Below are 22,073 nucleotides of genomic sequence, written 5' to 3'. Positions count from 1 at the left end.
GGACCGGCACAAATAATCGCCACCCCCGTTCACGACCCCGCGGCTCAAGCCGGCAGGTTCATCACTTCCTGATAGGCGCTCACCAAACGGTTGCGCATCTGCAGCCCGGTCTGGAACGCGACGTTGGCCTTCTGCAGGTCGACCATGACGTCGTTCAGGGCGATGCCCGGCTTGCCCAGTTCGAAGGATTCGGCTTGGCCGTAGGCCTTGGTCTGGGCGCCGCTGATGTTGTCCAGCGAGCGCTTGAGTTCGGCCGCGAAGCCGCCGCCCTCGGTGGGCGCGGCGGCGGCGGGCGAGAACCCGGCCTGCACGGCGGTGGCCCGCATCTGCTGCAGGACGGATTCGATGGCGGTGATCGACATGGCTTTCCTTTGTTTACTTTGGTGTTGCTATAGAAGCGCCCAGGCGCTCCGTCGTCCTTTCAGCGTAGCAAGGGAAGACCCCGATAAAAGCGGCCAACAGACGGCTAAACCCACCGCTGTTCGGTCCATCGAATTTGTTACGGCTGCTCACAATCAACCGCGAAACGACAAGCCCGCTGACGACTTCACGGCCTACGGCATGACCTCTGAACAACAAATCTTCTCTCTCTGCATGACCAAGCACCGTCCCGGCGCACCGGCCATGGCGGGGATCCGACAATGAGTGCGACCGCCCCCGCGATCCCCGCGCCCGAAGCCTCCTCGCTGCCGCCGATGCTCGAGCGCCTGCGGGCCCAGCCCAAGCTGCCGATCGTCATCGGCGCCGCCGTGCTGGTGACCGCCGTGGCCGCGTTCACGCTGATGAACCGCGGCCCCGACTACAAGGTGCTCTACACCAACGTCTCGGACCGCGACGGCGGCGCGATCATCGCGTCGCTGCAGCAGATGAACGTGCCCTACAAGTTCGCCGAGGGCGGCGGCGCGATCCTGATCGCCGGCGACAAGGTGCCCGAGGTCCGGCTCAAGCTCGCGGCCCAGGGCCTGCCCAAGGCCGGCGGCGTCGGCTTCGAGCTGATGGACAACCAGAAGTTCGGCACCAGCCAGTTCGCCGAGCAGGTCAACTACCAGCGCGCGCTCGAAGGCGAGCTCGCGCGCTCGATCGAATCGGTCGGCACGGTGGAGTCGGCGCGGGTCCACCTGGCGCTGCCCAAGCCCTCGCTGTTCGTGCGCGAGCAGAAGAAGCCCTCGGCCTCGGTGGTGCTGACCTTGCAGCGCGGCCGCAGCATCGACGAGGGCCAGGTCAGCGCCATCGTCCACATGATCTCCAGCAGCGTGCCGGAACTCGACCCCAAGAGCGTCACGGTGGTCGACCAGCGCGGCAACCTGCTGTCGGCGGCCAACAGCAGCGCCCGTGGCCTGGACGTGAGCCAGCTCAAGTACGTGCAGGAGATCGAGCAGGGCTACATCCGCCGCATCGAGGCCATCCTGCAGCCGATCGTCGGCGCCAACAACGTGCGCGCCCAGGTCGCGGCCGACATCGATTTCTCGGTGATGGAGCACACCGACGAGAAGTACAAGCCCAACCAGGAGCCCGGCAAGGCCGCGATGCGCAGCCAGCAGTCGAGCGAGTCGAACCAGCAGGGCGGCACGCCGCCCGGCGGCGTCCCCGGGGCGCTGTCGAACCAGCCGCCGGGCACCCCGAGCGCGCCGATCACCACCGCCCCCCGGCCCGGAACGCCCGGCGCCCCGGCGGCGGCGCCAGGCGGCGCGAACGCGGCGAGCACGACCACCTCGGTGGCCACCGGGCCGAGCAACACGCGCAAGGACGTCACGACCAACTACGAGCTCGACCGCTCGATCCGCCACGTGCAGCAGGGTGCCGGCGGCATCAAGCGGCTGTCGGTGGCGGTGGTGGTGAACTACAAGGACGCGACCGACGGCGCCGGCAAGAGCAGCCCGCGGGCGCTGACCCCGGTCGAGATCGAACAGATCCTCAACCTGGCGCGCGAGGCGATGGGCTTCAGCCAGGACCGCGGCGATTCGCTCAACGTGGTGAACAGCGCCTTCGCGGACGACAACAAGGAGCCGACCGCTGCCGCGCTGCCGTTCTGGCGCGACCGCGACAACCTCGATCTCGGCAAGACCCTCGGCCAGTACCTGCTGCTCGCCTTCCTGGCCCTGTTCGCCTGGTTCGCGGTGCTGCGGCCCCTGCTGCGCAAGCACCTGGCGCCGCCAGCCGCTCCGGCACCGGCCATGGTCGAACCCGGCGCCGACGGCGAAGCCGCCGGCGACCCGCCAGCCGAGTCCGACGAACCGGCGATCTCCGCCGAAGAGGCCCTGCGCCAGCGCGAGGCGCTGCGCCAGAAGGTCGACCTCGACTATGCCCATCAACTCGCCGAGCAGGATCCCAAGCTGGTCGCCACGCTGATCCAGCACTGGATGAACACCCATGATCAGTGAAACCGGAACCCGCAAGAGCGCCATCCTGTTGATGGCCCTCGGTGAAGACCGCGCCGCCGCGGCGCTGGCGCACCTCGCCACCAGCGAGGTGCAGACCCTCGGCCTCGCGATGGCGAAGCTCGCCTCGGTCTCGAAGAACGAGCTGAACACGGTGCTGTCCGAGTTCCGCCACGAGACCGAGCAGCTGTCGGCGCTGCACCTGGGCTCGAGCAGCTACATCCGCGCCGTGCTCAAGAAGGCGCTCGGCGACGACCGCGCCAGCAACCTGCTGGAAGACATCCTGCAGAACGACGAGCCGCACAGCGGCATCGAGCGGCTGAACCAGCTCGAGGCCAGCGAAGTGGCCGAGCTGATCCGCGACGAGCATCCGCAGATCCTGGCGACCGTGCTGATCCACCTGGACCGCATGAAGGCATCGGAGGTGCTCGAGAAGCTGCCGACGCGACTGCGCCACGACGTCATCATGCGGGTGGCCACCTTCGGCGGCGTGCAGCCCTCGGCGCTCCACGAGCTGACCGACGTGTTGACCGAGATGCTCTCGGGCCAGGGCCTGAAGCGCAGCCGCCTGGGCGGGGTGCGGACCGCGGCCGAGATCGTCAACCTGATGAACAGCACCCAGGAAGAGGAAGCGATCGCCCATGTGCGCGAGCACGACGAGGCGCTGGCGCAGCGGATCATCGACGAGATGTTCGTGTTCGAGAACCTGCTGAGCCTGGAAGACCGCAGCATCCAGCGCCTGCTCAAGGACATCGAATCCGACTCGCTCATCATCGCGCTCAAGGGCGCACCGCAGGAGCTGCGCGACAAGTTCCTGGCCAACATGTCGCAGCGCGCCGCCGAGACGCTGCGCGAGGACATGGAGCTCAGCGGACCGGTGCGCGTCTCGCAGGTCGAGACCGAACAGAAGGCGATCCTGCAGGTCGCGCGCCGCCTCGCGGAAGCGGGCGAAATCGTGATTGCTGCGCCAGGCACCGATGACTTCGTCTAAGTACCCCTCCACCGCGGCCCCTTCGCCCTTCGGCACACGGGCACGCATGGCCACCGCCTACGCGCCGCCGGTGCGCAGCAGCGCGAGCGCGAAGCCGGCCAAGCCGGTGCTGTCCGCCTGGCAGCGCTGGGAGATGGACACGCTGGACGACCCGGCCCCGCGCCCCGCCCCCGGCCCCGCCGGCCGCGGCACCGTCCCGCCGGCCGTCGAAGCGCCGCCGTCGGTGGCGCTGCTGCATGCCGCCGAGCTGGTGAGCCTGCGGCGCGAGGCGCGCAGCGCCGGCGACGCCGAAGGCCGGCGCGAAGGCCACGCCAAGGGCCATGCCGAAGGCTACGCGCAGGGCCGCACCGAAGGGCTGGCGGCCGGCCTGGCCGCGGCCAGCGCGCATGCCGAGCAACTGCGCGCGCTGGCCGCCAGCCTGCCCGCCGCGCTGCGGCGCGCCGACAGCGAGCTGGCCGACGCGGTGCTCACGCTGGCGCTCGACGTCGCGCGCCAGGTGGTGCATCGCACCCTGCGCGCCGAACCCGAATGGGTGCTGCCGATGGTGCAGGACCTGCTGCACGCCGAACCGGCGCTGCAGGGCGAGCCGCGCCTGCTGCTGCATCCGGACGACGTGGCGCTGGTGCGCAACAGCCTGGGCAATGAGCTGCAGGCCGCCGGCTGGCAGGTCCGGCCCGACGAGACGATGACCCGCGGCGGCTGCCGCGTGCAATCGGCCACCGGCGAGATGGACGCCAGCCTCGAAACCCGCTGGAAGAGCGTCACCGCGGCCCTGCACCGCGACGTCGACGCCCAGGACGTCTGAAATGAAACACCCCCCGAAGCGCCTGCGGCGCCTCCCCCCTCGAGGGGGGCGATACCAGCGGCCCGGCAAAGCCGGTTCCGCGGTATCCCTGGCACTTGGCTGCGCCAGTTTCGTGGGTCGTGGGCCGCGCACTGCGCGATGGAGCAACTAGGATGTCACCCCTTCTGCAAGACGACGCACCCGCGGCCGCCAATCCCCACCTGAAGTCCTGGCTGAGCACGCTCGCGCAGGCCCGCAGCGACGTCAGCCAGTGCGCGATGACGGCCCATTCGGGCCGCCTGACGCGCGCCGTCGGCCTGGTGCTGGAGGCCGTCGGCCTGCAGCTGCCGGTCGGCAGCGACTGCCTGATCGAACTGCCGCCCGGCCATCCGCAACGTCATGCCGAAGCCGAAGTGGTCGGCTTCGCGGGCGACCGGCTGTTCCTGATGCCGCAGACCGAAGTGGCCGGGCTGGTGCCCGGGGCCAAGGTGTTTCCACGCAGCGGCGCGCCCGGCTCGGGCCTGGCCGGCGAGGCCCACACCAAGCGGCTGCCGGTCGGCGAGGGCATGCTCGGCCGCGTGGTCGATGCCGTGGGCCGGCCGCTCGACGGCCTGGGTCCGCTCGACATCAGCCGCAAGGTGCCGCTGTCGTCGCCGCCGATCAATCCGCTCACGCGGGCGCCGATCGATTCGGTGCTGGACGTCGGCGTGCGCGCCATCAACTCGATGCTCACGGTCGGCCGCGGCCAGCGCATGGGCCTGTTCGCCGGCTCGGGCGTCGGCAAGAGCGTGCTGCTGGGCATGATGGCCCGCTACACCAGCGCCGAGGTGATCGTGGTCGGCCTGATCGGCGAGCGCGGCCGCGAAGTCAAGGACTTCATCGAGAACACACTCGGCGAGGAAGGGCTGGCGCGGGCGGTGGTGGTCGCCGCGCCGGCCGACAACTCGCCGCTGCTGCGGCTGCAGGGTGCCGCCTACGCGACCTGCCTGGCCGAGTACTTCCGCGACCTCGGCAAGGATGTGCTGCTGATCATGGACTCGCTGACCCGCTATGCGATGGCGCAGCGCGAGATCGCGCTGGCGGTCGGCGAGCCGCCGGCCACCAAGGGCTATCCGCCCTCGGTGTTCGCGAAGCTGCCGGCGCTGGTCGAGCGCGCCGGCAACGGTGCCCGGGATGCCGACGGGCGCGGCGGCTCGATCACCGCCTTCTACACGGTGCTCTCGGAAGGCGACGACCAGCAGGACCCGATCGCCGACTCGGCCCGCGCCATCCTCGACGGTCACGTGGTGCTGTCGCGCACGCTGGCCGAAGCCGGGCACTATCCGGCGATCGACATCGAGGCCTCGATCAGCCGCGCGATGACGGCGCTGATCCCGCCCTCGCAGTTCGACACCGTGCGCCGCTTCAAGCAGATGCTGTCGCGCTACCAGCGCAACCGCGACCTGATCAGCGTCGGCGCCTACGCCCCAGGCCACGACCTTCAGCTGGACCAGGCGATCGCGATGTACCCGCGCATCGAGGCCTTCCTGCAGCAGTCGATGGAAGAGCCCACCGACTATCCGGCGTCGATCGCGCGCATGACGAAGCTGTTCGAACCCACCTGAGGAAGGACACCGATGGCCCAGAAACTCCCGCTCGACACGCTGACCGATCTCGCACGGACCCAGACCGACGACGCCGCGCGCCGCCTCGGCGCCTTGCAGGGCGCCCGGCTCGGGGCCGGCCAGAAGCTCGAGCTGCTGCTGCAGTACCGCCAGGACTACTACGACCAGCTGCACCAGCTCATGAACAAGGGCCTGCCGACCGCGCAGTGGCGCAACTTCCAGGCCTTCCTCGGCACCCTCGACGGCGCCATCGAGCAGCAGCGCGCGATCGTGGCCCAGGCCGAGAGCCGGCTGGACCACGGCCGCAGCGACTGGCAGCACCACAAGCGCCGCCTCAACTCCTTCGACACCCTGGCGGAGCGTGTGCGACGCCAGGAAATGCTGTTGCAGGCCAAGCGCGAGCAGCGCGACAGCGACGAACGCGCAGCCCGGAAGTTCTTCGACCGCGCCGCCCATCCGACCCTTTGAAATCCCGACCGGATTCGCCCATGCCCACACTCATTTCGCCCTCCGTCAATCTCGCCAGCCCCCAAGCCTCGCAGGCCGGGCCCCGTGGCCGCGGTGCCGAGGAGCCCGACGGACGCAGCTTCGGCGCCATGCTCGACCGCTCGCGCGCCGCCGGCGGCACCCGGTCGGCGGCCGATGCCGATGCCGCACCCGAGGCGACCGCAACGCGGCGGCCGGGCCGCGACGGCGAGCGCAAGAGCGAACTCAGCGCCGCCGACGTGCTGGCCATGCTGGCACCGCTGGCCGCGCCGATTGCGGCGCCAATCGTCGGCAGCCCGGCCGATGGCCGCCCGGTCGCCGGCAACGCGGCGTCCGCCGCCGGCAGCGCCCTCGCCGGCGTTCTGCCGGACGGCGCCGCAACGACCGCGTCGGCCAGCCCATTGACCGCCGCTGACGCCGCGGCCGCCTCGCAGGCCGAAGGCACCGAAGCGGCGGCACTGGCCCCGGCCGCTGACGCGCAGGCGAAGGCCGATGCCCCGCCCGCCGGCCATGCGGCGAAGACCGCCGGCGCGATCGATCCGGCCGACCGGACCGCCCTGTCGCCGCCTGCCACCGATGCAGCGGAGGCTGCCGCGCCGCCGGCCACCACCCCGGTGACCTCCTCGTTCGTGCCGCCGGTGGCTGGCGCCAAGGCCGCGACGCCGGGCGCCGGCGAGGCCGCGACTGCAGCCGCCGCGGCGCCCACCGACACGCCCAGGACCGCCGCGGTCCAGGCCGCCGCCAGCGCCGCGACCTCGACCGCCGTCGCGGCCGAGCCCAAGGCCGCCGATCCGCTCGACGCCGACGCTGCTTCGAGCGCGCCGACGCTGCAGCCGGTCGCCTCGGCGCTGCCGGCCGCGGCCGACCGTGCCGCTGCCACCTCGAACGCCACGCCCGTGCTGTCGGTCGCCCCGCCCGTGGGCAGCCACGAATGGGGTCCCGCGATCGGCGAGCAGATGATCCGGATGAGCGCCAGCGGCCACCAGGTGGCCGAGCTCAACCTCAACCCGGCCGGCCTCGGCCCGCTCAAGGTCACGCTGACGATGGGCGACAACCAGGCCCAGGCGATGTTCGTCTCGGCGCACGAAGGCGTGCGCAAGGCGGTCGAGGCCGCCCTGCCCCAGCTGCGCGCGACCCTGGCGGACCAGGGCATCAGCCTGGGCCATACCTCGGTCGGCGCCGAAAGCCGCCAGCCCTCGCCGCAAGGCGGGTTCGCCCAGCAGAACCCGGGACGGTCGTCCGGCCAGCCGGCGTACCCCGGTGCCGGACAGGGCGTCGACGCCGCCTCGGCCGCGCCGCAGCCCGTGGCCCCGGCCCGTGCCTCGCGGGCGGCCAATGCCGGCCTGGACACCTTTGCCTGAGACCTCCTGAGACCTTGCGGGACAGACCAACAAACTGCGCAGCAGTTTTTGCTCTGTCCTCAACCGATCAGAAGGCAATGAACGGATCTGAGGCGCTTTTCCGTCCCTGATCGACCGTTCGCCAAGCCTTCAGTTCGCAAAGAATAGACCGAACAAGTTAATCGAACTTCACCATGGCCACCTCACCCAACGCTCCCACCGCCGCCGCGCCTCGCTCCTCGAAGCTGCTGATCGGCCTCCTGATCGGGGTCAGCCTGCTGGCCGCCGGCGCGGTCGCCTACGTCTTCCTCGGCCCCAAGGCCGCCGCGGCGCACCAGGCCGAAGCCGCCAAGCCGGCGCCCGAAAAGCCGATCTTCGTGGCACTGGAACCGTTCACCGTCAACCTGCAGGGCGAAGGCCGCGCCAAGTTCCTGCACGTCGGCATGGCGCTCAAGGTGCGCGGCGAACCGTCGAAGGCGCAGATCACCGAGTTCATGCCCGAGCTGCGCAGCCGGGCCCTGATGCTGCTGTCGAACCGGACCGCCGACTCGCTGGTCTCGCCCGACGACAAGGCCAAGCTGGCCGAGGAGATCCGCACCGAGCTGAACCGGCCGCTCAACGCCGATCTGCCCGAGCAGGGCATCACCAGCGTCGCCTTCAACACCTTCGTGGTGCAGTGACCCCCAGCAGGCGAGTCACCCATGGCCTATGAACAAGTCCTCTCGCAGGACGAGGTCGATGCCCTGCTGCAAGGCGTCACCGGCGGCAGCGTCGACCAGACGCCCACGCCGCGCGCGCCTGCCGACGGTCTGCCGGCCTACGACCTCGGCGCGCCCGACCGGGTCGTGCGCAGCCGCATGCACACGCTGGAGGTCATCAACGACCGCTTCGCGCGCGGCCTGCGCAGCGCGCTGCTGAACTTCATGCGCCGCAGCCCCGACATCTCGGTCGGGCCGGTGCAGATCCAGCAGTACGGCGAGTTCGTGCGCCACCTGCCGGTGCCGGCGAACATCAACATGATGCACATGAAGCCGCTGCGGGGCACCGCGCTCTTCGTGTTCGATCCGAAGCTGGTCTTCCTGGTGGTCGACAACCTCTTCGGCAGCGACGGCCGCTACCACGTGCGGGTCGAGGGCCGCGATTTCACGCGCACCGAGCAGCGCATCATCAAGCGCCTGCTCGACCTCTCGCTGCAGTGCTACGGCGAGGCCTGGCAGCCGGTCTACCCGCTCGACTTCGACTACGTGCGGGCCGAGATGCACGGCAAGCTGGCCAACATCGTGGCGCCCAACGAGGTGGTGATCAACACCACGCTGCAGATCGAGTTCGGCCCCATCGGCGGCTTCCTGCACGTGTGCATCCCCTACTCGATGATCGAGCCGATCCGCGACCTGCTGTCGAATCCGATCCAGGACGAAGTCGAGATCGACAAGCGCTGGGTCAAGCAGATGTCCAGGCAGATGCAGGCCGCCGACGTCGAGCTGACCGCGGACTTCGTGAAGATGTCCTCGACCATCGGCGAGGTCCTCAAGCTCCAGGTCGGCGACGTGCTGCCGATCGAGCTGCCGTCCTCCGTCATCGCCCGGGTGGACGGCGTGCCGGTGATGGAGTGCGGCTTCGGCACCTCGAACGACCGCTACGCCCTGCGCGTGCAAAACATGATCTCCCACCAAGACAGCGATGTGAAGAACGACCATGACTGACAACATTTCCTCCGCCAGCGACGCGGACGACTGGGCCAGCGCGCTGGCCGAGCAGACCGCCGCCGCGCCTGCCGCACCAGCAGCCGAACCCGTGCCGGCGCCCGCCACGGCACAGGTCTTCCAGCAGATCCAGGAGCCGGCCGCCACCGCCAGCGTCTCCGCCGTGGACATCGCGCGCGTGATGGACGTGCCGGTGCAGCTGACCGCCGAGATCGGCCGCACCCGCATCACCATCAAGAGCCTGCTGCAGCTGTCGCAGGGCTCGGTGGTCGAGCTCGACGGCCTGGCCGGCCAGCCGCTCGACGTGCTGATCAACGGCTACCTGATCGCCCAGGGCGAAGTGGTGGTCGTCAACGACAAGTACGGCATCCGGCTGACCGACATCATCACGCCGTCGGAGCGGATGCAGAAGCTGGCGCGCTCATGACGCTTCCAACGGTGCCTTCCCACGCGGTCGAGATGGCGCCGGCAGTCGGCGCCTCGGGCCTGCTGCAGGCCGGCCTCGGCATGCTGGTGGTGCTCGGCCTGATCTTCGGGTGCGCCTGGCTGGCGCGCCGCTTCGGGCTGCAGCGCTTCGGCGGCGGCGGCCAGGTGGTCAAGGTCGTGTCCAGTGCCAGCGTCGGCCAGCGCGAACGGGTGGTGGTGGTCGAGGTCGCGGGCACCTGGCTGGTGCTGGGCGTCACGGCGAGCCAGGTCAACACCTTGCATTCGCTGCCCGCGCAGGCGGTGGCCAGCGCCGCCGCCGAGCCGGTTTCGATGGCCCGCAACCCGGTCGACCTGTTCGCGCAGAAGCTGCGTGAATCGCTGACCGGCAAGGCCCGTCCCGCGTCATGGTGAACAAGCCTCTTCGCCGGGGGCTGCAGGCCGGCCTGGTGCTGCTCGCGGCTGCGCTGCCGATGGCCGCCTGGACCCAGGGCCTGCCCGGGCTGATCAGCACGCCCGGCCCCGGCGGCAGCCAGACCTGGTCGCTCAGCGTCCAGACGCTGGTGCTGCTGACCTCGCTGTCCTTCCTGCCGGCCCTGCTGCTGTGCATGACCAGCTTCACGCGGATCCTGATCGTGCTGGGCCTGCTGCGCACCGCGATCGGCACCCAGTCGTCGCCGCCGAACCAGATCCTGGTCGGGCTGTCGCTGTTCCTGACCTTCTTCGTCATGTCGCCGGTCTTCGACAAGGTCTACACCGAGGCCTACAAGCCCTTTTCCGAGAACAAGATCAGCACCGACAAGGCCCTGGAACGCGGCATCGAGCCCTTCAAGGCCTTCATGCTGCGCCAGACCCGCGAGAACGACCTGGCGCTGTTCGCGAAGCTGGCCAAGGTGCCAGACATGCAGGGCCCCGAGGAAGTGCCGCTGCGCATCCTGCTGCCCTCCTTCGTGATCAGCGAACTGAAGACCGCCTTCCAGATCGGCTTCACCATCTTCATCCCGTTCCTGATCATCGACCTGGTGGTGGCGAGCGTGCTGATGTCGATGGGCATGATGATGGTGCCGCCGGCCAGCATCGCCCTGCCCTTCAAGCTGATGCTGTTCGTGCTGGCCGATGGCTGGCAACTGCTGATCGGCGCGCTGGCGCAGAGCTTCTACACCTAAGGAACCGTCATGACCCCCGAAACCATCATGTCGATGGGCAACCAGGCGATCCAGGTGTCGCTCGCGCTCGGCGCCCCGCTGCTGCTGGTGGCGCTGGTCGTCGGCCTGGTCATCAGCATCTTCCAGGCGGCGACCCAGATCAACGAGGCCACGCTGTCCTTCATCCCGAAGCTGCTGGCGGTGTTCGCGACGATGGTCATCGCCGGTCCCTGGATGCTCGGCCAGATGCTGGACTACATCCGCGCCCTGTTCATGAGCATCCCGCAACTGATCGGCTGAACGTGACCCCCACGCTCCTCACTTCGTGTGTCACTGCCCCCCGAGGGGGCCGCAGGCCGCCTTGGGGCGGCCCGGCGGCGGCCTGAACATGACCCCCACGCTCCTCACTTCGTGTGTCACTGCCCCCCGAGGGGGCCGCAGGCCGCCTTGGGGCGGCCCGGCGGCGGCCTGAACATGACCCCCACGCTCCTCACTTCGTGTGTCACTGCCCCCCGAGGGGGCCGCAGGCCGCCTTGGGGCGGCCCGGCGGCGGCCTGATGCCACCCGTCTTCGAAGTCACCTCGGCGCAGCTCACCGCCTGGCTGGTGGGTTTCCTGTGGCCGTTCGTGCGGATGCTGGCGCTGGTCAGCACGGCGCCGATCTTCGGCGAAACGTGGGTGGCGCGCCGGGTCAAGGTGGCGATCGCGGCGATGCTCACGCTGGTGCTCGCGCCGACCTTGGGCCCGATGCCCGACGTGCCGGTGGTCTCCGCCGGCGGCGTCTGGATCATCATGCAGCAGGTGCTGGTCGGGGTCGCCATGGGCTTCACGATGCGCATGGTGTTCACCGCCGTGCTCGCAGCGGGCGAGTACATCGGCCTGCAGATGGGCCTGTCCTTCGCCTCCTTCTTCGACCCCATGAACGGCGGCGCCACGATGGTGGTGGCGCGGCTGCTGAACATGCTGGCGATGCTGATCTTCATCGCGGTCGACGGCCACCTGCTGATGATCGCCGCGCTGGCCGAGAGCTTCCAGGCCCTGCCGATCGCCGATGCGCCGCTGGCCGCGCAGGGCTGGATGTTCCTGGTCTCGGGCGCGAGCCAGATCTTCGCCAACGGCATGATGCTCTCGCTGCCGCTGGTGGCGGCCCTGCTGATCCTGAACCTGGCGATGGGCATCCTGAACCGCGCCTCGCCCCAGTTCAGCATCTTCGCCGTGGGCTTCCCGCTGACGCTGCTGGCCGGGATCGGGATGCTGCAACTGCTGACGCCGCACCTCGCGGTGTTCCTGGAGCCCCGATTCGCGCAGGGGCTGGAAGCGATGGTCCGGATGGCCCGGATGCTGCGTCCCTGAAGCCGTCAGCCCCGGTGACGGCCGAGGCGGACCTTTCGCCGCGACGACTCAGCGGGCGAAGATGCAGTTCCAGAGTCCCTCGTACTTCTGGACCTGGTGCTTCTCGATCATGGCGAAGCCGAGTTGGCGCAACGTGCCGGCGATCTCGTCGAGCTTCGCATCGTCGATCTCGATGAAGACCTCCTTGCAGCCGCGCAGCGATTCCATGGCGCCCCTGATCGCGGCCATCTCGTGCCCGTCGACGTCGATCTTGACGTACTCGGGCCTCGGCAGACCCATCTGTTCGATCCACCTGTCGAAATGCACCAGCTGGATCGCGTGGACGTGCTGCGGCGCAAAGGTGTCACCGAACACCGCAACAGGCGCGCCGACGATCTTCTCGTGACTCCCCAGATCCATCTTGTGAATGTAGAGCTTGTCGGCCGAGAACCGATCCGACACCGCGACGTTGAATGCCGAGATGTCGACCTCGATGCCGCGATTGAGAAAGGCGTTCCACGACAGCAGGAAGTAGTTGGACGGATCGGGCTCGATGTGATCGATCCCGGCCGCCATCCAGGGTCGACATCAAGCGGGTCGATGCCGCCCCGCCGGACCCGCCTCGCACATCAGGAAGATGCTGGCACACAGATCCGGGTACTGCTGCCCGAGCTGGTAGCACCCCTCCAGATACTCCTTGGAGATGATGTCCGTCGAGAGCAGTCGGTCCCATTGAAAGTTGGCCAGCGCCTTGAAGAAAATGCCCGAGCGATGCACCACCTTCAACCCTGCCGCCGCAACATCGCGCTCCAGCGTGTCGAGCGCGTAGGTGCGCCGATGCCCATGTTCGGCCTCGGCCGGCGTGACGGCTGCATTGTGGGAAATCAACCCCATCTTGACTGCGATCTGTCTCGAAGGCGCATGGGCATTCGGGCACACCAGGAAAAACCTCCCGTTCTCCGCCAGCCATTCTTCATTGATGCGTCTCAGCACTCGCACGGGATCGTCCAGATGCTCCAGCACGTGCGTCATGACGATGTTGTCGTAGCGCCTCGGCAACACAGCCGTCTCGAACAGCGAGTTGACGAACTTCACGCCGCCGCCCAGTCTCCTGCGGGCCTCCTCGATGGCGATCTCTGACGCCTCGACGCAGGTGACGTCTTCGAAATGGGGCAGCAAGCGACTCGTGAAGTCGCCCTTGTAGCTTCCCAGTTCCAGCAGGCTCCCCTTGTTCAGGAACGGCTCGAACGACCTCACCATGTAGGGATGCAGCACATCCAGGTCGAAGCCATAGACATATTTTTCATGGCTGGAGTTCTTCGAGTCATCCAGTTCGTCGTTGTAGTTCCGTGCTGTAGTCGCAGTCATTCATCCGTCCATTCTGTGGTTGCTTGCGCTAGTCATTCAGCACCGCAAGACCGAATCCGAGTCGGCCGAATTCGTTGCCGTTGTAGAGCATGTAGACCTTTCCATCCAGCTGAAAGGTATGCGGATAGCATTGCATCTGCGAATCCCAGCCATCGTCGGAGACATCGATACCTGCCTGGCTGTCGTCGCGTTCCCAATTGACCAGGTCCTTGGAAAAGGCATAGCCGAGCCTGTAGGCGCTATCGCTCTGCTTCCTGAAACCATGCGCTTGCCTGTAGCAAAAATACATGTGGTATCTGCCGTTCAGTTGAAAAACCGTCGGCAATGCCTGGCATTCATGCGCGTTCAGCTTGTCGGCGATGATCGGCCGGCCGTCCCGATGCCAATTGATCGCATCGGTGGACCATGCATGCGCGATCTTGTACACGCGATCGGGTGGCTCGGTGTCCGAGAATTTCCTCCACTCGGTGCCGTAGATGTACCACATGTGATAGAGCCCTTCGCGCAACATCACGAATGCGTCGCCGATCAGGAACGGTTCGTGCAGCGAAGCCGACAGCACCGGACCCTGTCCATGCTTTTGAAAGGTCAAGCCGTTGTCGTTGCTGACGGCCAGGCCGATCGAGGCATCGGCGGAAACAGAGACTTTTCGGTTCCAGCCCGTCGTATAGGCCAGAATCCTGTCTCCATCCCTCACCACATGGACCGGGAAGATCCCGTGCTCGTCGAAGCACCCGAGGTCGCCCAACGCAATGACGGTGTGGCGCGAGACGTCGAGGACGTTCCGCATGGTCTTGTCGAAGTCGACAAAGGCGACATGGCTCAGGTATTTGCCAACGCTGTCGCGTTCCCTGGTCGAAAAATACACGCGCACACGGTCGTCCATGACCAATGCTTGTGGCGCCTGCGCGAACCCAAGACAATTGTTCGCCAGCGCATGCTCCGTCGGGTCGAATATCTTGCCCAGCTTCGTCCATTTCATAGCTCGGCCCAATCCTGAAGACTGTGAAGTTTCGCGAGGCCGATACCCGATCGCCCCATCTCGTTGCCCTGGTACAGCATGTAGGTCTCGCCATCCACCTCAAAGACATGCGGGTAGTTCACCATTTCTGAATCCCAGCCATCTTCCGAGACATGCATTCCGGCAACCTCGTCTTTTCTGGTCCAGTTGACCATGTCGTACGAAGAGGCGTAGCCGATCCGGTAACCGCCTGCCTTGCCCTTGTAGTTATGGCTATGGCGGTACGAGAAGAACATGTGGTACTTGCCATCGCGGAAGACCACGTCGGGACAGGCCTGACATTCATGCACGCCCAGCACGTCTTCGATCAGGTCGACACCCAGTTTGACCCAGTTGAATCCGTCATCGGAAGACGCCATTCGAATCTTGTAGACGGGCTCCGGCTTGTCGCCGGTCTTCAGCCACTTCTTTCCGGCCACGTACCACAGGTGCCATCTCCCGTCGAACTTCCTGATTCGCGGGCTGCCCAGCAAGAATGGCTCGTCCGGGCTGTACGGAAGAACAGGACCCGCACCCACTCGAACGAAAGTGCGGCCATCGTCCCGACTCGTCGCGACCCCGATGGCCCCATTGAACGGGACGGACTCGCATCGGGTCCAGCCCGCGTAGTACACCCGCACTTCTTCGACGTCGCGGATCACGGAGATCGGGTTAGTGCCGAATTCATCGAACGTCCCGCAGGCACCAAGCCCCAGGACAGGAGCGCTGCAGACATCCAGAATCCTGAGTAGATCGACTCTGTCGAGATCGATGAAGGACAGGAAGCTCCGGTACTGGCCATCCGCCGTGGGCGCCTGGCGAGAGCAGAAGTACACCCTCACGAAATTCTCGTACACCAGCACCGACGGAGATTGCGCGAATTCCTTCATCCAGCATTCGCCTGACACATCTCGCGGATCGAACAACCTGCCTAATTTTTTCCACTCGAGCATAGTTTGATTCCCTGAAGTTCCAACTCGTTGCTTCAACGAAGCAGACACTCGATACCGTCCACGTCGAAAACGGGGACGCCCAGTTTCGCCTTTACCGCGCGCCGGTCGAACCAGTAGTTGTCGATGAAGATCGATCCCTCCGGGTCGATGAACGTCGTCTTGTCCTCGGTGTCCGAGATCTGGATGATCTCCGCGAACAAGTGCTCGGAGATGCCGCAGGCGTGCAGCGTCGCCCTCAGGTCGTACCGATGCTTGGTGAGCAGCACCACCTGTATCCCGCGGTTGCGGCACTGGTACAGGAAAGCCATGGCAAATTCATGAACGTGCCTTCCGATCACCAGCGTTTCGTCGAAATCGATGTACACGCGACGGAAGGTCAGGTCGGCCTTGAATCGATTGCGCAGGCATCGGTCGAGTTGGACGGCGTAGTCGTTCTGCAGAATTTCGACGGGCATCCCGAGTGCATTGAAGAGACTGAGCAACGCGAAGTTCACACCGGTGTGCCTGAACAGGCCCATGGTGCTGGACTGGCGCGGCGCGAATTCCATGAGCTTGAACCTTCCGTGACGGTCCTTCTTGACCTGAAAGAACCAGGCACCATCCAGAGCCACTGTTTCGTTGATGCAATGCGCCATCCGCTTGATTTCGACCGTGGTTTCGACCGCGGTGGAGCGGAACGAGATGCCCATCTGGATCCGTTCGCGGGTTCTCGGGCCGATGAACAGGAGCTTGCCGTCATGCGTGGTGAAGCAGTCGACGCTGAGCTCCTCGCCCGGAAGAAACTCCGTCACCAGCAGTCCGGGGTCCTTCTTCAGATAGAAGTCCAGGTCCTCCTGGCTTTCTGCCACGTGCGTTCCTTTTCCGCCCTGGCCGTCGTTCGGCTTCAGGAACACGGGAAAATGCATGTCGCGATGGGGCTCCGAAAACACCGTCGGGCAGAAATCGAAAGCCCGGAACAGCTCGTAGGTCTCTCTTTTCATTCGTGCGACGCGATTCGTCTCGGCGCACGAAGTCATGACCCGGGCATTGATCTCATCCTGATGCGCTGCCAGGAAATTCGCGATGGTGTCGTGCGTCGGATAGACGAAGTCGATCCTCAGCGCGTCGAGCAGGCGATTGAAGCGGCCGATGAAATCGGGTCGATCAACATAGAGATCGTCCTCCACGTAGTGGTCCGCGTCGTAGATGAACGAAGCGTGGTCGCTCTTGCCCGAAGCGCCGAAGATTTCCACATGGTGGCTGTATTTCAGGGAGCCGTGGATCTCGAGTCCTATTTCCGAGCCGGCCGGAAATACCAGCACGCGATGCCTTTTGGCGATGTCCATGACGCAATCAAATGTCGTTCGTCGGGGTCAACTCCGCGAGGATGCCGCACGACAGCTCGGGATAGTCGATGGCGACCTGGCAAAGCGCATCGATAATCGATTCGTCCAGATTCAGCGCGATCATCTGCCGGGTGGTCAACGGCTTCAGGTAGATTCCTTCCACGCGCTTGATGGAATAGCCCGCTTGGAGGATATCGTCGCGCAGGGAATCGACTGTGTAGTAGCGCTTGTGTCCCAGGAGAAAGTCATGCTCGGACAGCTGCTGCATATCGGGAAGCAGTCCGGCCAGGTGGCCGAGCTTACGGTTCAACACCTCGGCATTGGGCACGGTGACGAACATCTTGCCGCCCGGCGCCAGGAACTGCCGGAAGTGCCGCAGGATGCCGACAGGATCGTCCACGTGCTCCAGGATGTAGCCGAACATGATCACGTCGAAACGCTCCGACGTGTCGAATTCCTCGAAATACGATTCGGCAATTTCCACCTTCGACTCGGGAAACTGCCGGCGAAAGTTCGCGATGACGGCCGGGGACGCATCGATGACGACATGGCGCTTGAAGTGCTGCTCAAAGACGCTCGACGTGATCCCGTGGCCGAGTCCGAGCTCGAGCAGGGAGCTCGCGCCTTCGGCAGACTGCACCACGCGCCTCGGATACCATTTCAACTGAATGACGTTGTCGAAGTCGTAGATGTTCGAGCCTTGATAGGCTTTGACGTGATTGTCGAGGGTGTTTTCCATGTTCATCTATCTGTAGATCATCAGAGATATTTCTTCTCTCAAGCCAATTCAAAATTGTCGATCAGCTCCGAAACGATCCTCTCTCTGGGGTTGAACATCATGACGTCGATGATCGACAACCAGGGAACGAAATCATTCTCGAATTGGGCATATTCGAATGGCATCGACTTGATGAATTTCAAGTCGATGCCCTGCTCGCGGAAGGCCTCAGTGGAGTACAGCTCCAGGCCTCCGATGGCGTTCACGTAGGTGCTCGCGCCCACTGCGGCGCACAAGGCCAGCACCTTGTCCTGGCTCTTCAGCGCGTGGTCCGCGGCAATGCTTGAAGCGACCCTGATCTCGGTCGAAACGCCCAGGTACTCGCAGGTCCTGACGATCGAATGGTGCAGAAAGCCGAACAGGTTCGAGGCCTCGTTGCACACGATCTGCTCGACCAACGGAAACGCCTGCGAAAAGTACGGCGCATGCCGATACGCGCCTTTGAACTGGTTGAGCAGCTTGTCGCGGTCGAAGTCCGTCGCCAGCATCCGATCGCGCACGTCCAGAAAGTCGGAATCGCTTTTCAACGGCAGCGAGAACATCGCATCCTTGCCGTTCTGCAGCATGCGGTTGCGGTTGATCCAGCCCTTCTTCGTGTACTTGATGTTGTCGTAGACGATGAACAGGTCGGCCGATCTGATCAGATGGAAATAGCCGATGTAGGGCATGAAATACGGCTGCATGATGGCCACCTTCATGCAAATGCCTCGATCAGCATCCCAAGAGGTGCCTTGATCGATTCCTCCGGCATTGCTTCCGTCGCGGCCCACGTGCCGATCAACATGGCGATCGCTTCGACCTGCGCGTCCTGCAGGTCGGGATAGATCGGCAGGCAAAGCACCTGCTGCGCGGCGGCGGATGCCACGGACAGGTTGTCGCGATGCGCCGAGGGCAAGGCGCGGTACATCGGAAACTCCGAGATCAGTGGGTAGAAGTAGCGGCGGGCATAGATCTGGTGGTCGCGCAGCTTCTGGTAGAGCGCGTCGCGGCTGAGCGCGTACTCGGGCCCAACCAGGATCGGGAAGTAGGCGTGGTTGGCGACCCGTTCGCCGGCATCCCCGAGGCAGCGGATGCCCTCGACGTTCCCGAGCAGATTGCGGTAGAGCGCATCGATCTGCGCGCGCCGCGCCAGCGCCTGGTCGATGAACTTCAACTGCAGCAGCCCGAACGCGGCATTGACCTCGCTCATCTTGCCGTTGATTCCGGGCGCGACGACCGTGACCTCGCCCACATGGCCGAAGTTCTTCAGCTGGTCGATCCGTACCTTGGTCTTGGCGTCCGGACAGATGATCGCGCCGCCTTCGAAGGTGTTGAACACCTTGGTCGCATGAAAGCTCAGCACCGAGAGATCACCGTGCCTCAAGATGCTGCCGCCGGCGTCCTGGACGCCGAAGGCGTGCGCCGCGTCGTAGATGACCTTGAGGTTGTAGTTGTCGGCGATCGTTTGGATCGCCTCGACGTCGCATGGATGGCCGTACACGTGCACCGGCATGATCGCGGTCGTCTGCGGAGTGATGGCCGCCTCGATCCTGGCCGGATCGAGATTGAGGGTCACCGGGTCGACGTCCGCGAACACCGGCTTGATGCCATTCCACAGCAGCGAATGCGAAGTCGCCACGAACGAATATGGCGTGGTGATGACCTCGCCCGTGATGCGCAAGGCCTGCAACGCCGTAACCAGAGCGATGGTGCCGTTGGTGAAGAGGGCCAGGTGCTTGACACCCAGGTAGTCGCACAGGGCCTGCTCGAGCTGATGGTGGAACGGACCGCCGTTGGTCAGCGTCTTGTTGGCCCAGATCTTTTCCAGGTAGGGGATGAACTCCTCCAGCGGCGGTAGGTAAGGCTGCGTCACATAGACCGGATCGGTGCGCGATGCCGTCATGCGCGGCCTCCCAGGCCGCGACCGGCGTCGAAGGATGCAGCGGGCAGGCCCGCGCACCAGCGCCGCCACATCGTGCGCAGGGCACGTTCCAGTGCGGCTGCGATCAGCGACGGCTGGCCGATGGCCGAGTCTGCCAGGCGACCGCGCAGGCTGGCGCGCAGTTGCGCCAGCTCGGGCAGGCGTTGCGCCAACGACGCGCCCTGCGCCTCGAACGCCGAGGCGTCCTGCACGACAAACTCATCCAGGCCCACATGCCCGAGCAAGCTGGCACCGGCGCGGCCGGCCATCGTGGCGCCGGCGAGCGTCAGCGTGGGCACCCCCATCCACACCGCGTGCAGGGACGTGGTCCCTCCGTTGTAGGGGAAGGTGTCCAGGCACACGTCGACCTGGTGGTGCAGCGCCAGATAGTGCGACATGGCGCTGCGCTGATGGAAGTCCAGCCGGCTGCGCTCGATGCCTTCGCCGTCGAACCAGCCGATCAGCGCTTCGTACTCCCCATGGCGCGGCAGGCCGGCCAACAGCATGCGCGACATGGGCACGGCGCGCAGCAGCCGCGACCACAGGGCGACGACCTCGCGGCTGATCTTGTTCAGCCGGTTGAAGCTGCCGAAGGTCAGGTGCCCCGCGCGGAGTGCCGGCAGATCGTTGACCGGCGGCGCCTCGGCCGACGGCTGGAAGGGTGCATTCGCCGGCAGGTACGCGAGCTTCTCCGTGAACTGGCCGTCGAAGCGTCCGGGCGGCAGGATGAAGGGATCGGCCAGGTAGTAGTCCATGCTTTCGAGGCCGGTCGTCCCGGGGTAGCCCATCCAGGTGACCTGCACCGGCGCTGGCCGGCGCGCGAAGACCGGCAGCCGGTTGTCGGCGGTGTGGCCCGAGAGGTCGATCAGGATGTCGATCCCGTCGGCGCGGATCTTCTCGGCCAACTCGGCATCGCCGAGCCCCCCGACCGTGTGCCAGGAATTCACATGCCCGCGCAGGCGTTGGCTCACGTGGTCTTCCGCAGCGCGCCGGGTCGAGTAGGCGTGCAGCACCAGGGAGGGTTCGCCCGCCAGATGCGCGAGCACCGGCTCGAGGAACGAAGCGACGGCATGGTTGTACAAGTCGCCCGAGACGAAACCGATCTGCAGCGGCCGCCCGGGTTCGCGCGACCTGTCATGCGGCCGCCACGCGGCCCGCAGCGGCATCTCGAAGCGCTCGCCGAAGCGGCGGTGCTCGGCGAACACGGCGTCTGCATCCAGGGTCTGGCCATGGGTCAGGCTGAACAGCAGCGCGCTGTGCGAATTGGTCTCGTCCGGCTGGATCTGCAGGGCGCGACGGAAACTGGCTTCGGCTTCGGCTTGCCGACCTTGGGCACTGAGCGACGCGCCAAGGTTGGCAAAGAGATAGCCCAACGCCGGATTCGCCGCCACGGCACGCCGGAACGCGGCTTCGGCGTCCGCCGATCGGTCCTGCTCCAGCAGCAGCAGGCCCAGCTGGTTGTGGCCGGTGGCCTTGGCCGGATCGATGTCGAGTGCCTTTCGGTAGCTCGCCTCGGCCTCCCCCAGCCGCCGCATGTGCTTGAGAACGCCCCCCAGCTCCAGGTGGGCATCGACATAGGCGGGGTCGATCTCCAAGGCGCGCCGGCAATGCAGTTCGGCCTCGAACAGCCGGGTCTGCCCCTGCAGCATCCACCCCAGGGTGCTGTGTGCCTTGGCGTGCATCGGATCGATCTCCAGGACCCGGCGCAGGGTCGGCTCGGCCTCGTCGTAGCGTCCGACGGCGGCCAGGGTGACGCCCAGGTTGAATTGCGCCTCGGCATCCTGTGGCAGCAGGCTTGCCGCCTTCTCCAATGGCTGCAACGCGCCTCGAGGGTCTCCTTCGGCGCAGAGCGCCACACCCCATGCCTTCCAGGCGGCCGGGTGCCGTGGGAAGCGCTGGGTCAGCGAGCGCGCCAGCGTCTTGACCTTCTCATAGCGCTTCCGGGCGAAATGGGTCGTCAGCTGGCCAAGTTCCCGGGGGCTCGGTTGCGCCGTGCGGCTGACGAGGCCGGGCGCTGCCGGGACCCGCGGCGCCGGCGCCAGCGTGGCGGGCGCCTGGGTATCGCGAATCGAGCGGGCGATGCGCGTGCGGACTTCCAGCTGCCGGGCCAGTGCCTCCGCGAGCTCCCCCTGCAAGCCGTCCTGCAGGGCCGATTCCAGCATGTCCCGTGCGGCGTCGATCTGGTCGGCCTGCATCAGGGCATCGATGCAGCCAAGCTGGTACTTCGGGTTGTCCGGTTGCGCCTTCAGCGCCGCGACGAAATGCGGCAGGGCTGCGCTCGCCTGGCCTGCACGCACCGCCAACCGGCCCAGGCCGTAATTCGCCTGGGCATGCTGCGGTAGCGCGTCCAGGATGCCGCGGTAGAGCGTCTCGGCATGTTCCAACTGCCCGCCCCGATGGAAATCCGTGGCCATTCGCAGCGATTCGTCCAGCGCGTGAGCCAAGGCGTCGAGCACCGGCGTGTCGCTCGGGCCGTCAGGTTGCTGAGATGCAGGAAATGCGTTCATCGATGAAGAGAGAGTTTTCGAGAACGCCATGGGGGCGCCCGCTTGCCTGGATTGTTC

At 66.2% G+C, this 22,073-nt stretch carries 23 protein-coding genes and 1 pseudogene; 14 read left to right on the top strand and 10 right to left on the bottom strand.

The genetic code is table 11. The features are described from left to right. Positions 1 to 44 precede the first annotated feature (44 nt). Positions 45 to 362, bottom strand: a complete 318-nt coding sequence (gene fliE / locus QTI68_RS30715) for a flagellar hook-basal body complex protein FliE (RefSeq protein ID WP_286526992.1) — start codon at positions 360 to 362, stop codon at positions 45 to 47. Here fliE and QTI68_RS30710 point away from each other — a divergent pair. The 14 genes from QTI68_RS30710 to fliR all read left to right on the top strand — a co-directional run bounded on the left by QTI68_RS30710 (position 346) and on the right by fliR (position 12,206). Next, positions 346 to 645: a hypothetical protein gene (locus QTI68_RS30710; protein WP_286526991.1), complete on the top strand. Its 300-nt coding sequence runs from the start codon at positions 346 to 348 to the stop codon at positions 643 to 645. The two genes, fliE and QTI68_RS30710, sit on opposite strands and share 17 nt — an antisense overlap. Then, the gene (fliF, locus tag QTI68_RS30705; RefSeq protein WP_286526990.1) at positions 642 to 2,381 is read left to right on the top strand and encodes a flagellar basal-body MS-ring/collar protein FliF; all 1,740 of its coding nucleotides are present in this window, start codon (positions 642 to 644) and stop codon (positions 2,379 to 2,381) included. The genes QTI68_RS30710 and fliF overlap by 4 nt, the downstream gene beginning before the upstream one ends. Then, positions 2,371 to 3,369: a flagellar motor switch protein FliG gene (gene fliG, locus QTI68_RS30700; RefSeq protein WP_286526989.1), complete on the top strand. Its 999-nt coding sequence runs from the start codon at positions 2,371 to 2,373 to the stop codon at positions 3,367 to 3,369. Before fliF ends, fliG begins: the two co-directional genes overlap by 11 nt. Positions 3,370 to 3,415: 46 nt before the next feature. After that, positions 3,416 to 4,174 (top strand): flagellar assembly protein FliH, encoded by a 759-nt coding sequence (gene fliH / locus QTI68_RS30695; protein WP_286526988.1) that lies wholly within the window; start codon positions 3,416 to 3,418, stop codon positions 4,172 to 4,174. Positions 4,175 to 4,326: 152 nt separating this feature from the next. Then, complete coding sequence (gene fliI, locus QTI68_RS30690) at positions 4,327 to 5,757, top strand: flagellar protein export ATPase FliI (protein WP_286526987.1); 1,431 nt, start codon at positions 4,327 to 4,329, stop codon at positions 5,755 to 5,757. Between the two features lie 12 nt (positions 5,758 to 5,769). Next, positions 5,770 to 6,225, top strand: coding sequence for a flagellar export protein FliJ (gene fliJ / locus QTI68_RS30685; protein ID WP_286526986.1), 456 nt, complete (start codon positions 5,770 to 5,772; stop codon positions 6,223 to 6,225). A 20-nt stretch (positions 6,226 to 6,245) separates the two neighbouring features. Then, on the top strand, positions 6,246 to 7,604 hold the full coding sequence (locus QTI68_RS30680; RefSeq protein WP_286526985.1) for a flagellar hook-length control protein FliK: 1,359 nt from the start codon (positions 6,246 to 6,248) through the stop codon (positions 7,602 to 7,604). A gap of 173 nt (positions 7,605 to 7,777) precedes the next feature. Further along, positions 7,778 to 8,263: a flagellar basal body-associated protein FliL gene (gene fliL / locus QTI68_RS30675; protein WP_286526984.1), complete on the top strand. Its 486-nt coding sequence runs from the start codon at positions 7,778 to 7,780 to the stop codon at positions 8,261 to 8,263. Positions 8,264 to 8,284: 21 nt separating this feature from the next. After that, positions 8,285 to 9,286, top strand: coding sequence for a flagellar motor switch protein FliM (gene fliM / locus QTI68_RS30670; RefSeq protein ID WP_286526983.1), 1,002 nt, complete (start codon positions 8,285 to 8,287; stop codon positions 9,284 to 9,286). Then, positions 9,279 to 9,713: a flagellar motor switch protein FliN gene (gene fliN / locus QTI68_RS30665; RefSeq protein ID WP_286526982.1), complete on the top strand. Its 435-nt coding sequence runs from the start codon at positions 9,279 to 9,281 to the stop codon at positions 9,711 to 9,713. Before fliM ends, fliN begins: the two co-directional genes overlap by 8 nt. Continuing rightward, a complete protein-coding gene (gene fliO, locus QTI68_RS30660; protein WP_286526980.1) occupies positions 9,710 to 10,123 on the top strand; it encodes a flagellar biosynthetic protein FliO in 414 nt (137 codons plus the stop codon). The genes fliN and fliO overlap by 4 nt, the downstream gene beginning before the upstream one ends. Further along, positions 10,117 to 10,875 (top strand): flagellar type III secretion system pore protein FliP, encoded by a 759-nt coding sequence (gene fliP, locus QTI68_RS30655; RefSeq protein ID WP_503011764.1) that lies wholly within the window; start codon positions 10,117 to 10,119, stop codon positions 10,873 to 10,875. The genes fliO and fliP overlap by 7 nt, the downstream gene beginning before the upstream one ends. Before the next feature lie 9 nt (positions 10,876 to 10,884). Then, complete coding sequence (gene fliQ, locus QTI68_RS30650; RefSeq protein WP_286526979.1) at positions 10,885 to 11,154, top strand: flagellar biosynthesis protein FliQ; 270 nt, start codon at positions 10,885 to 10,887, stop codon at positions 11,152 to 11,154. A 257-nt stretch (positions 11,155 to 11,411) separates the two neighbouring features. Next, complete coding sequence (gene fliR, locus QTI68_RS30645) at positions 11,412 to 12,206, top strand: flagellar biosynthetic protein FliR (RefSeq protein WP_286526978.1); 795 nt, start codon at positions 11,412 to 11,414, stop codon at positions 12,204 to 12,206. Between the two features lie 48 nt (positions 12,207 to 12,254). Here fliR and QTI68_RS30640 read toward each other — a convergent pair whose 3' ends face one another. From QTI68_RS30640 to QTI68_RS30600, 9 genes and pseudogenes are all read right to left on the bottom strand, one after another. Further along, positions 12,255 to 12,761, bottom strand: a complete 507-nt coding sequence (locus QTI68_RS30640; protein ID WP_286526976.1) for an FkbM family methyltransferase — start codon at positions 12,759 to 12,761, stop codon at positions 12,255 to 12,257. Positions 12,762 to 12,773: 12 nt separating this feature from the next. Further along, a complete protein-coding gene (locus QTI68_RS30635; RefSeq protein WP_286526975.1) occupies positions 12,774 to 13,553 on the bottom strand; it encodes a class I SAM-dependent methyltransferase in 780 nt (259 codons plus the stop codon). Positions 13,554 to 13,581: 28 nt separating this feature from the next. Then, entirely contained in the window at positions 13,582 to 14,535 is a 954-nt protein-coding gene (locus tag QTI68_RS30630) for a glycoside hydrolase family protein (protein WP_286526973.1), read from the bottom strand. After that, entirely contained in the window at positions 14,532 to 15,443 is a 912-nt protein-coding gene (locus QTI68_RS30625) for a glycoside hydrolase family protein (RefSeq protein WP_286526972.1), read from the bottom strand. The genes QTI68_RS30630 and QTI68_RS30625 overlap by 4 nt, the downstream gene beginning before the upstream one ends. A 95-nt stretch (positions 15,444 to 15,538) precedes the next feature. Further along, the gene (locus QTI68_RS30620; protein WP_286526971.1) at positions 15,539 to 16,831 is read right to left on the bottom strand and encodes an ATP-grasp domain-containing protein; all 1,293 of its coding nucleotides are present in this window, start codon (positions 16,829 to 16,831) and stop codon (positions 15,539 to 15,541) included. Positions 16,832 to 16,838: 7 nt separating this feature from the next. Then, entirely contained in the window at positions 16,839 to 17,570 is a 732-nt protein-coding gene (locus QTI68_RS30615; protein ID WP_286526970.1) for a class I SAM-dependent methyltransferase, read from the bottom strand. Positions 17,571 to 17,608: 38 nt separating this feature from the next. Continuing rightward, positions 17,609 to 18,307: a WbqC family protein gene (locus QTI68_RS30610; protein ID WP_286526969.1), complete on the bottom strand. Its 699-nt coding sequence runs from the start codon at positions 18,305 to 18,307 to the stop codon at positions 17,609 to 17,611. 77 nt (positions 18,308 to 18,384) lie between these two features. Continuing rightward, positions 18,385 to 19,491 (bottom strand): annotated as a pseudogene (locus tag QTI68_RS30605) (DegT/DnrJ/EryC1/StrS family aminotransferase); the annotation flags it as partial. Then, a complete protein-coding gene (locus QTI68_RS30600; protein ID WP_286526968.1) occupies positions 19,488 to 22,016 on the bottom strand; it encodes a tetratricopeptide repeat protein in 2,529 nt (842 codons plus the stop codon). The pseudogene QTI68_RS30605 and the gene QTI68_RS30600, both read right to left, overlap by 4 nt. Positions 22,017 to 22,073 lie beyond the last annotated feature (57 nt).

The organism is Variovorax sp. J31P207 (assembly GCF_030316965.1).
Taxonomy (GTDB): domain Bacteria; phylum Pseudomonadota; class Gammaproteobacteria; order Burkholderiales; family Burkholderiaceae_C; genus Variovorax; species Variovorax ginsengisoli_B.
This window is presented reverse-complemented; position numbering and strand designations above follow the sequence as displayed.

Bases quoted from the DNA above. Each gene is read 5' to 3' on its own strand.
- fliL (WP_286526984.1), top strand. From the start codon at position 7,778: ATGGCCACCTCACCCAACGCTCCCACCGCCGCCGCGCCTCGCTCCTCG.
- QTI68_RS30710 (WP_286526991.1), top strand. From the start codon at position 346: ATGGCGGTGATCGACATGGCTTTCCTTTGTTTACTTTGGTGTTGCTAT.
- fliI (WP_286526987.1), top strand. From the start codon at position 4,327: ATGTCACCCCTTCTGCAAGACGACGCACCCGCGGCCGCCAATCCCCAC.
- QTI68_RS30610 (WP_286526969.1), bottom strand. From the start codon at position 18,307: ATGAAGGTGGCCATCATGCAGCCGTATTTCATGCCCTACATCGGCTAT.
- fliJ (WP_286526986.1), top strand. From the start codon at position 5,770: ATGGCCCAGAAACTCCCGCTCGACACGCTGACCGATCTCGCACGGACC.
- QTI68_RS30640 (WP_286526976.1), bottom strand. From the start codon at position 12,761: ATGGCGGCCGGGATCGATCACATCGAGCCCGATCCGTCCAACTACTTC.
- fliF (WP_286526990.1), top strand. From the start codon at position 642: ATGAGTGCGACCGCCCCCGCGATCCCCGCGCCCGAAGCCTCCTCGCTG.
- fliE (WP_286526992.1), bottom strand. From the start codon at position 362: ATGTCGATCACCGCCATCGAATCCGTCCTGCAGCAGATGCGGGCCACC.
- fliP (WP_503011764.1), top strand. From the start codon at position 10,117: ATGGTGAACAAGCCTCTTCGCCGGGGGCTGCAGGCCGGCCTGGTGCTG.
- fliN (WP_286526982.1), top strand. From the start codon at position 9,279: ATGACTGACAACATTTCCTCCGCCAGCGACGCGGACGACTGGGCCAGC.
- QTI68_RS30630 (WP_286526973.1), bottom strand. From the start codon at position 14,535: ATGAAATGGACGAAGCTGGGCAAGATATTCGACCCGACGGAGCATGCG.
- QTI68_RS30625 (WP_286526972.1), bottom strand. From the start codon at position 15,443: ATGAAGGAATTCGCGCAATCTCCGTCGGTGCTGGTGTACGAGAATTTC.
- QTI68_RS30635 (WP_286526975.1), bottom strand. From the start codon at position 13,553: ATGACTGCGACTACAGCACGGAACTACAACGACGAACTGGATGACTCG.
- fliG (WP_286526989.1), top strand. From the start codon at position 2,371: ATGATCAGTGAAACCGGAACCCGCAAGAGCGCCATCCTGTTGATGGCC.
- fliQ (WP_286526979.1), top strand. From the start codon at position 10,885: ATGACCCCCGAAACCATCATGTCGATGGGCAACCAGGCGATCCAGGTG.
- fliM (WP_286526983.1), top strand. From the start codon at position 8,285: ATGGCCTATGAACAAGTCCTCTCGCAGGACGAGGTCGATGCCCTGCTG.
- fliO (WP_286526980.1), top strand. From the start codon at position 9,710: ATGACGCTTCCAACGGTGCCTTCCCACGCGGTCGAGATGGCGCCGGCA.
- fliR (WP_286526978.1), top strand. From the start codon at position 11,412: ATGCCACCCGTCTTCGAAGTCACCTCGGCGCAGCTCACCGCCTGGCTG.
- QTI68_RS30615 (WP_286526970.1), bottom strand. From the start codon at position 17,570: ATGGAAAACACCCTCGACAATCACGTCAAAGCCTATCAAGGCTCGAAC.
- QTI68_RS30680 (WP_286526985.1), top strand. From the start codon at position 6,246: ATGCCCACACTCATTTCGCCCTCCGTCAATCTCGCCAGCCCCCAAGCC.
- fliH (WP_286526988.1), top strand. From the start codon at position 3,416: ATGGCCACCGCCTACGCGCCGCCGGTGCGCAGCAGCGCGAGCGCGAAG.
- QTI68_RS30620 (WP_286526971.1), bottom strand. From the start codon at position 16,831: ATGGACATCGCCAAAAGGCATCGCGTGCTGGTATTTCCGGCCGGCTCG.
- QTI68_RS30600 (WP_286526968.1), bottom strand. From the start codon at position 22,016: ATGAACGCATTTCCTGCATCTCAGCAACCTGACGGCCCGAGCGACACG.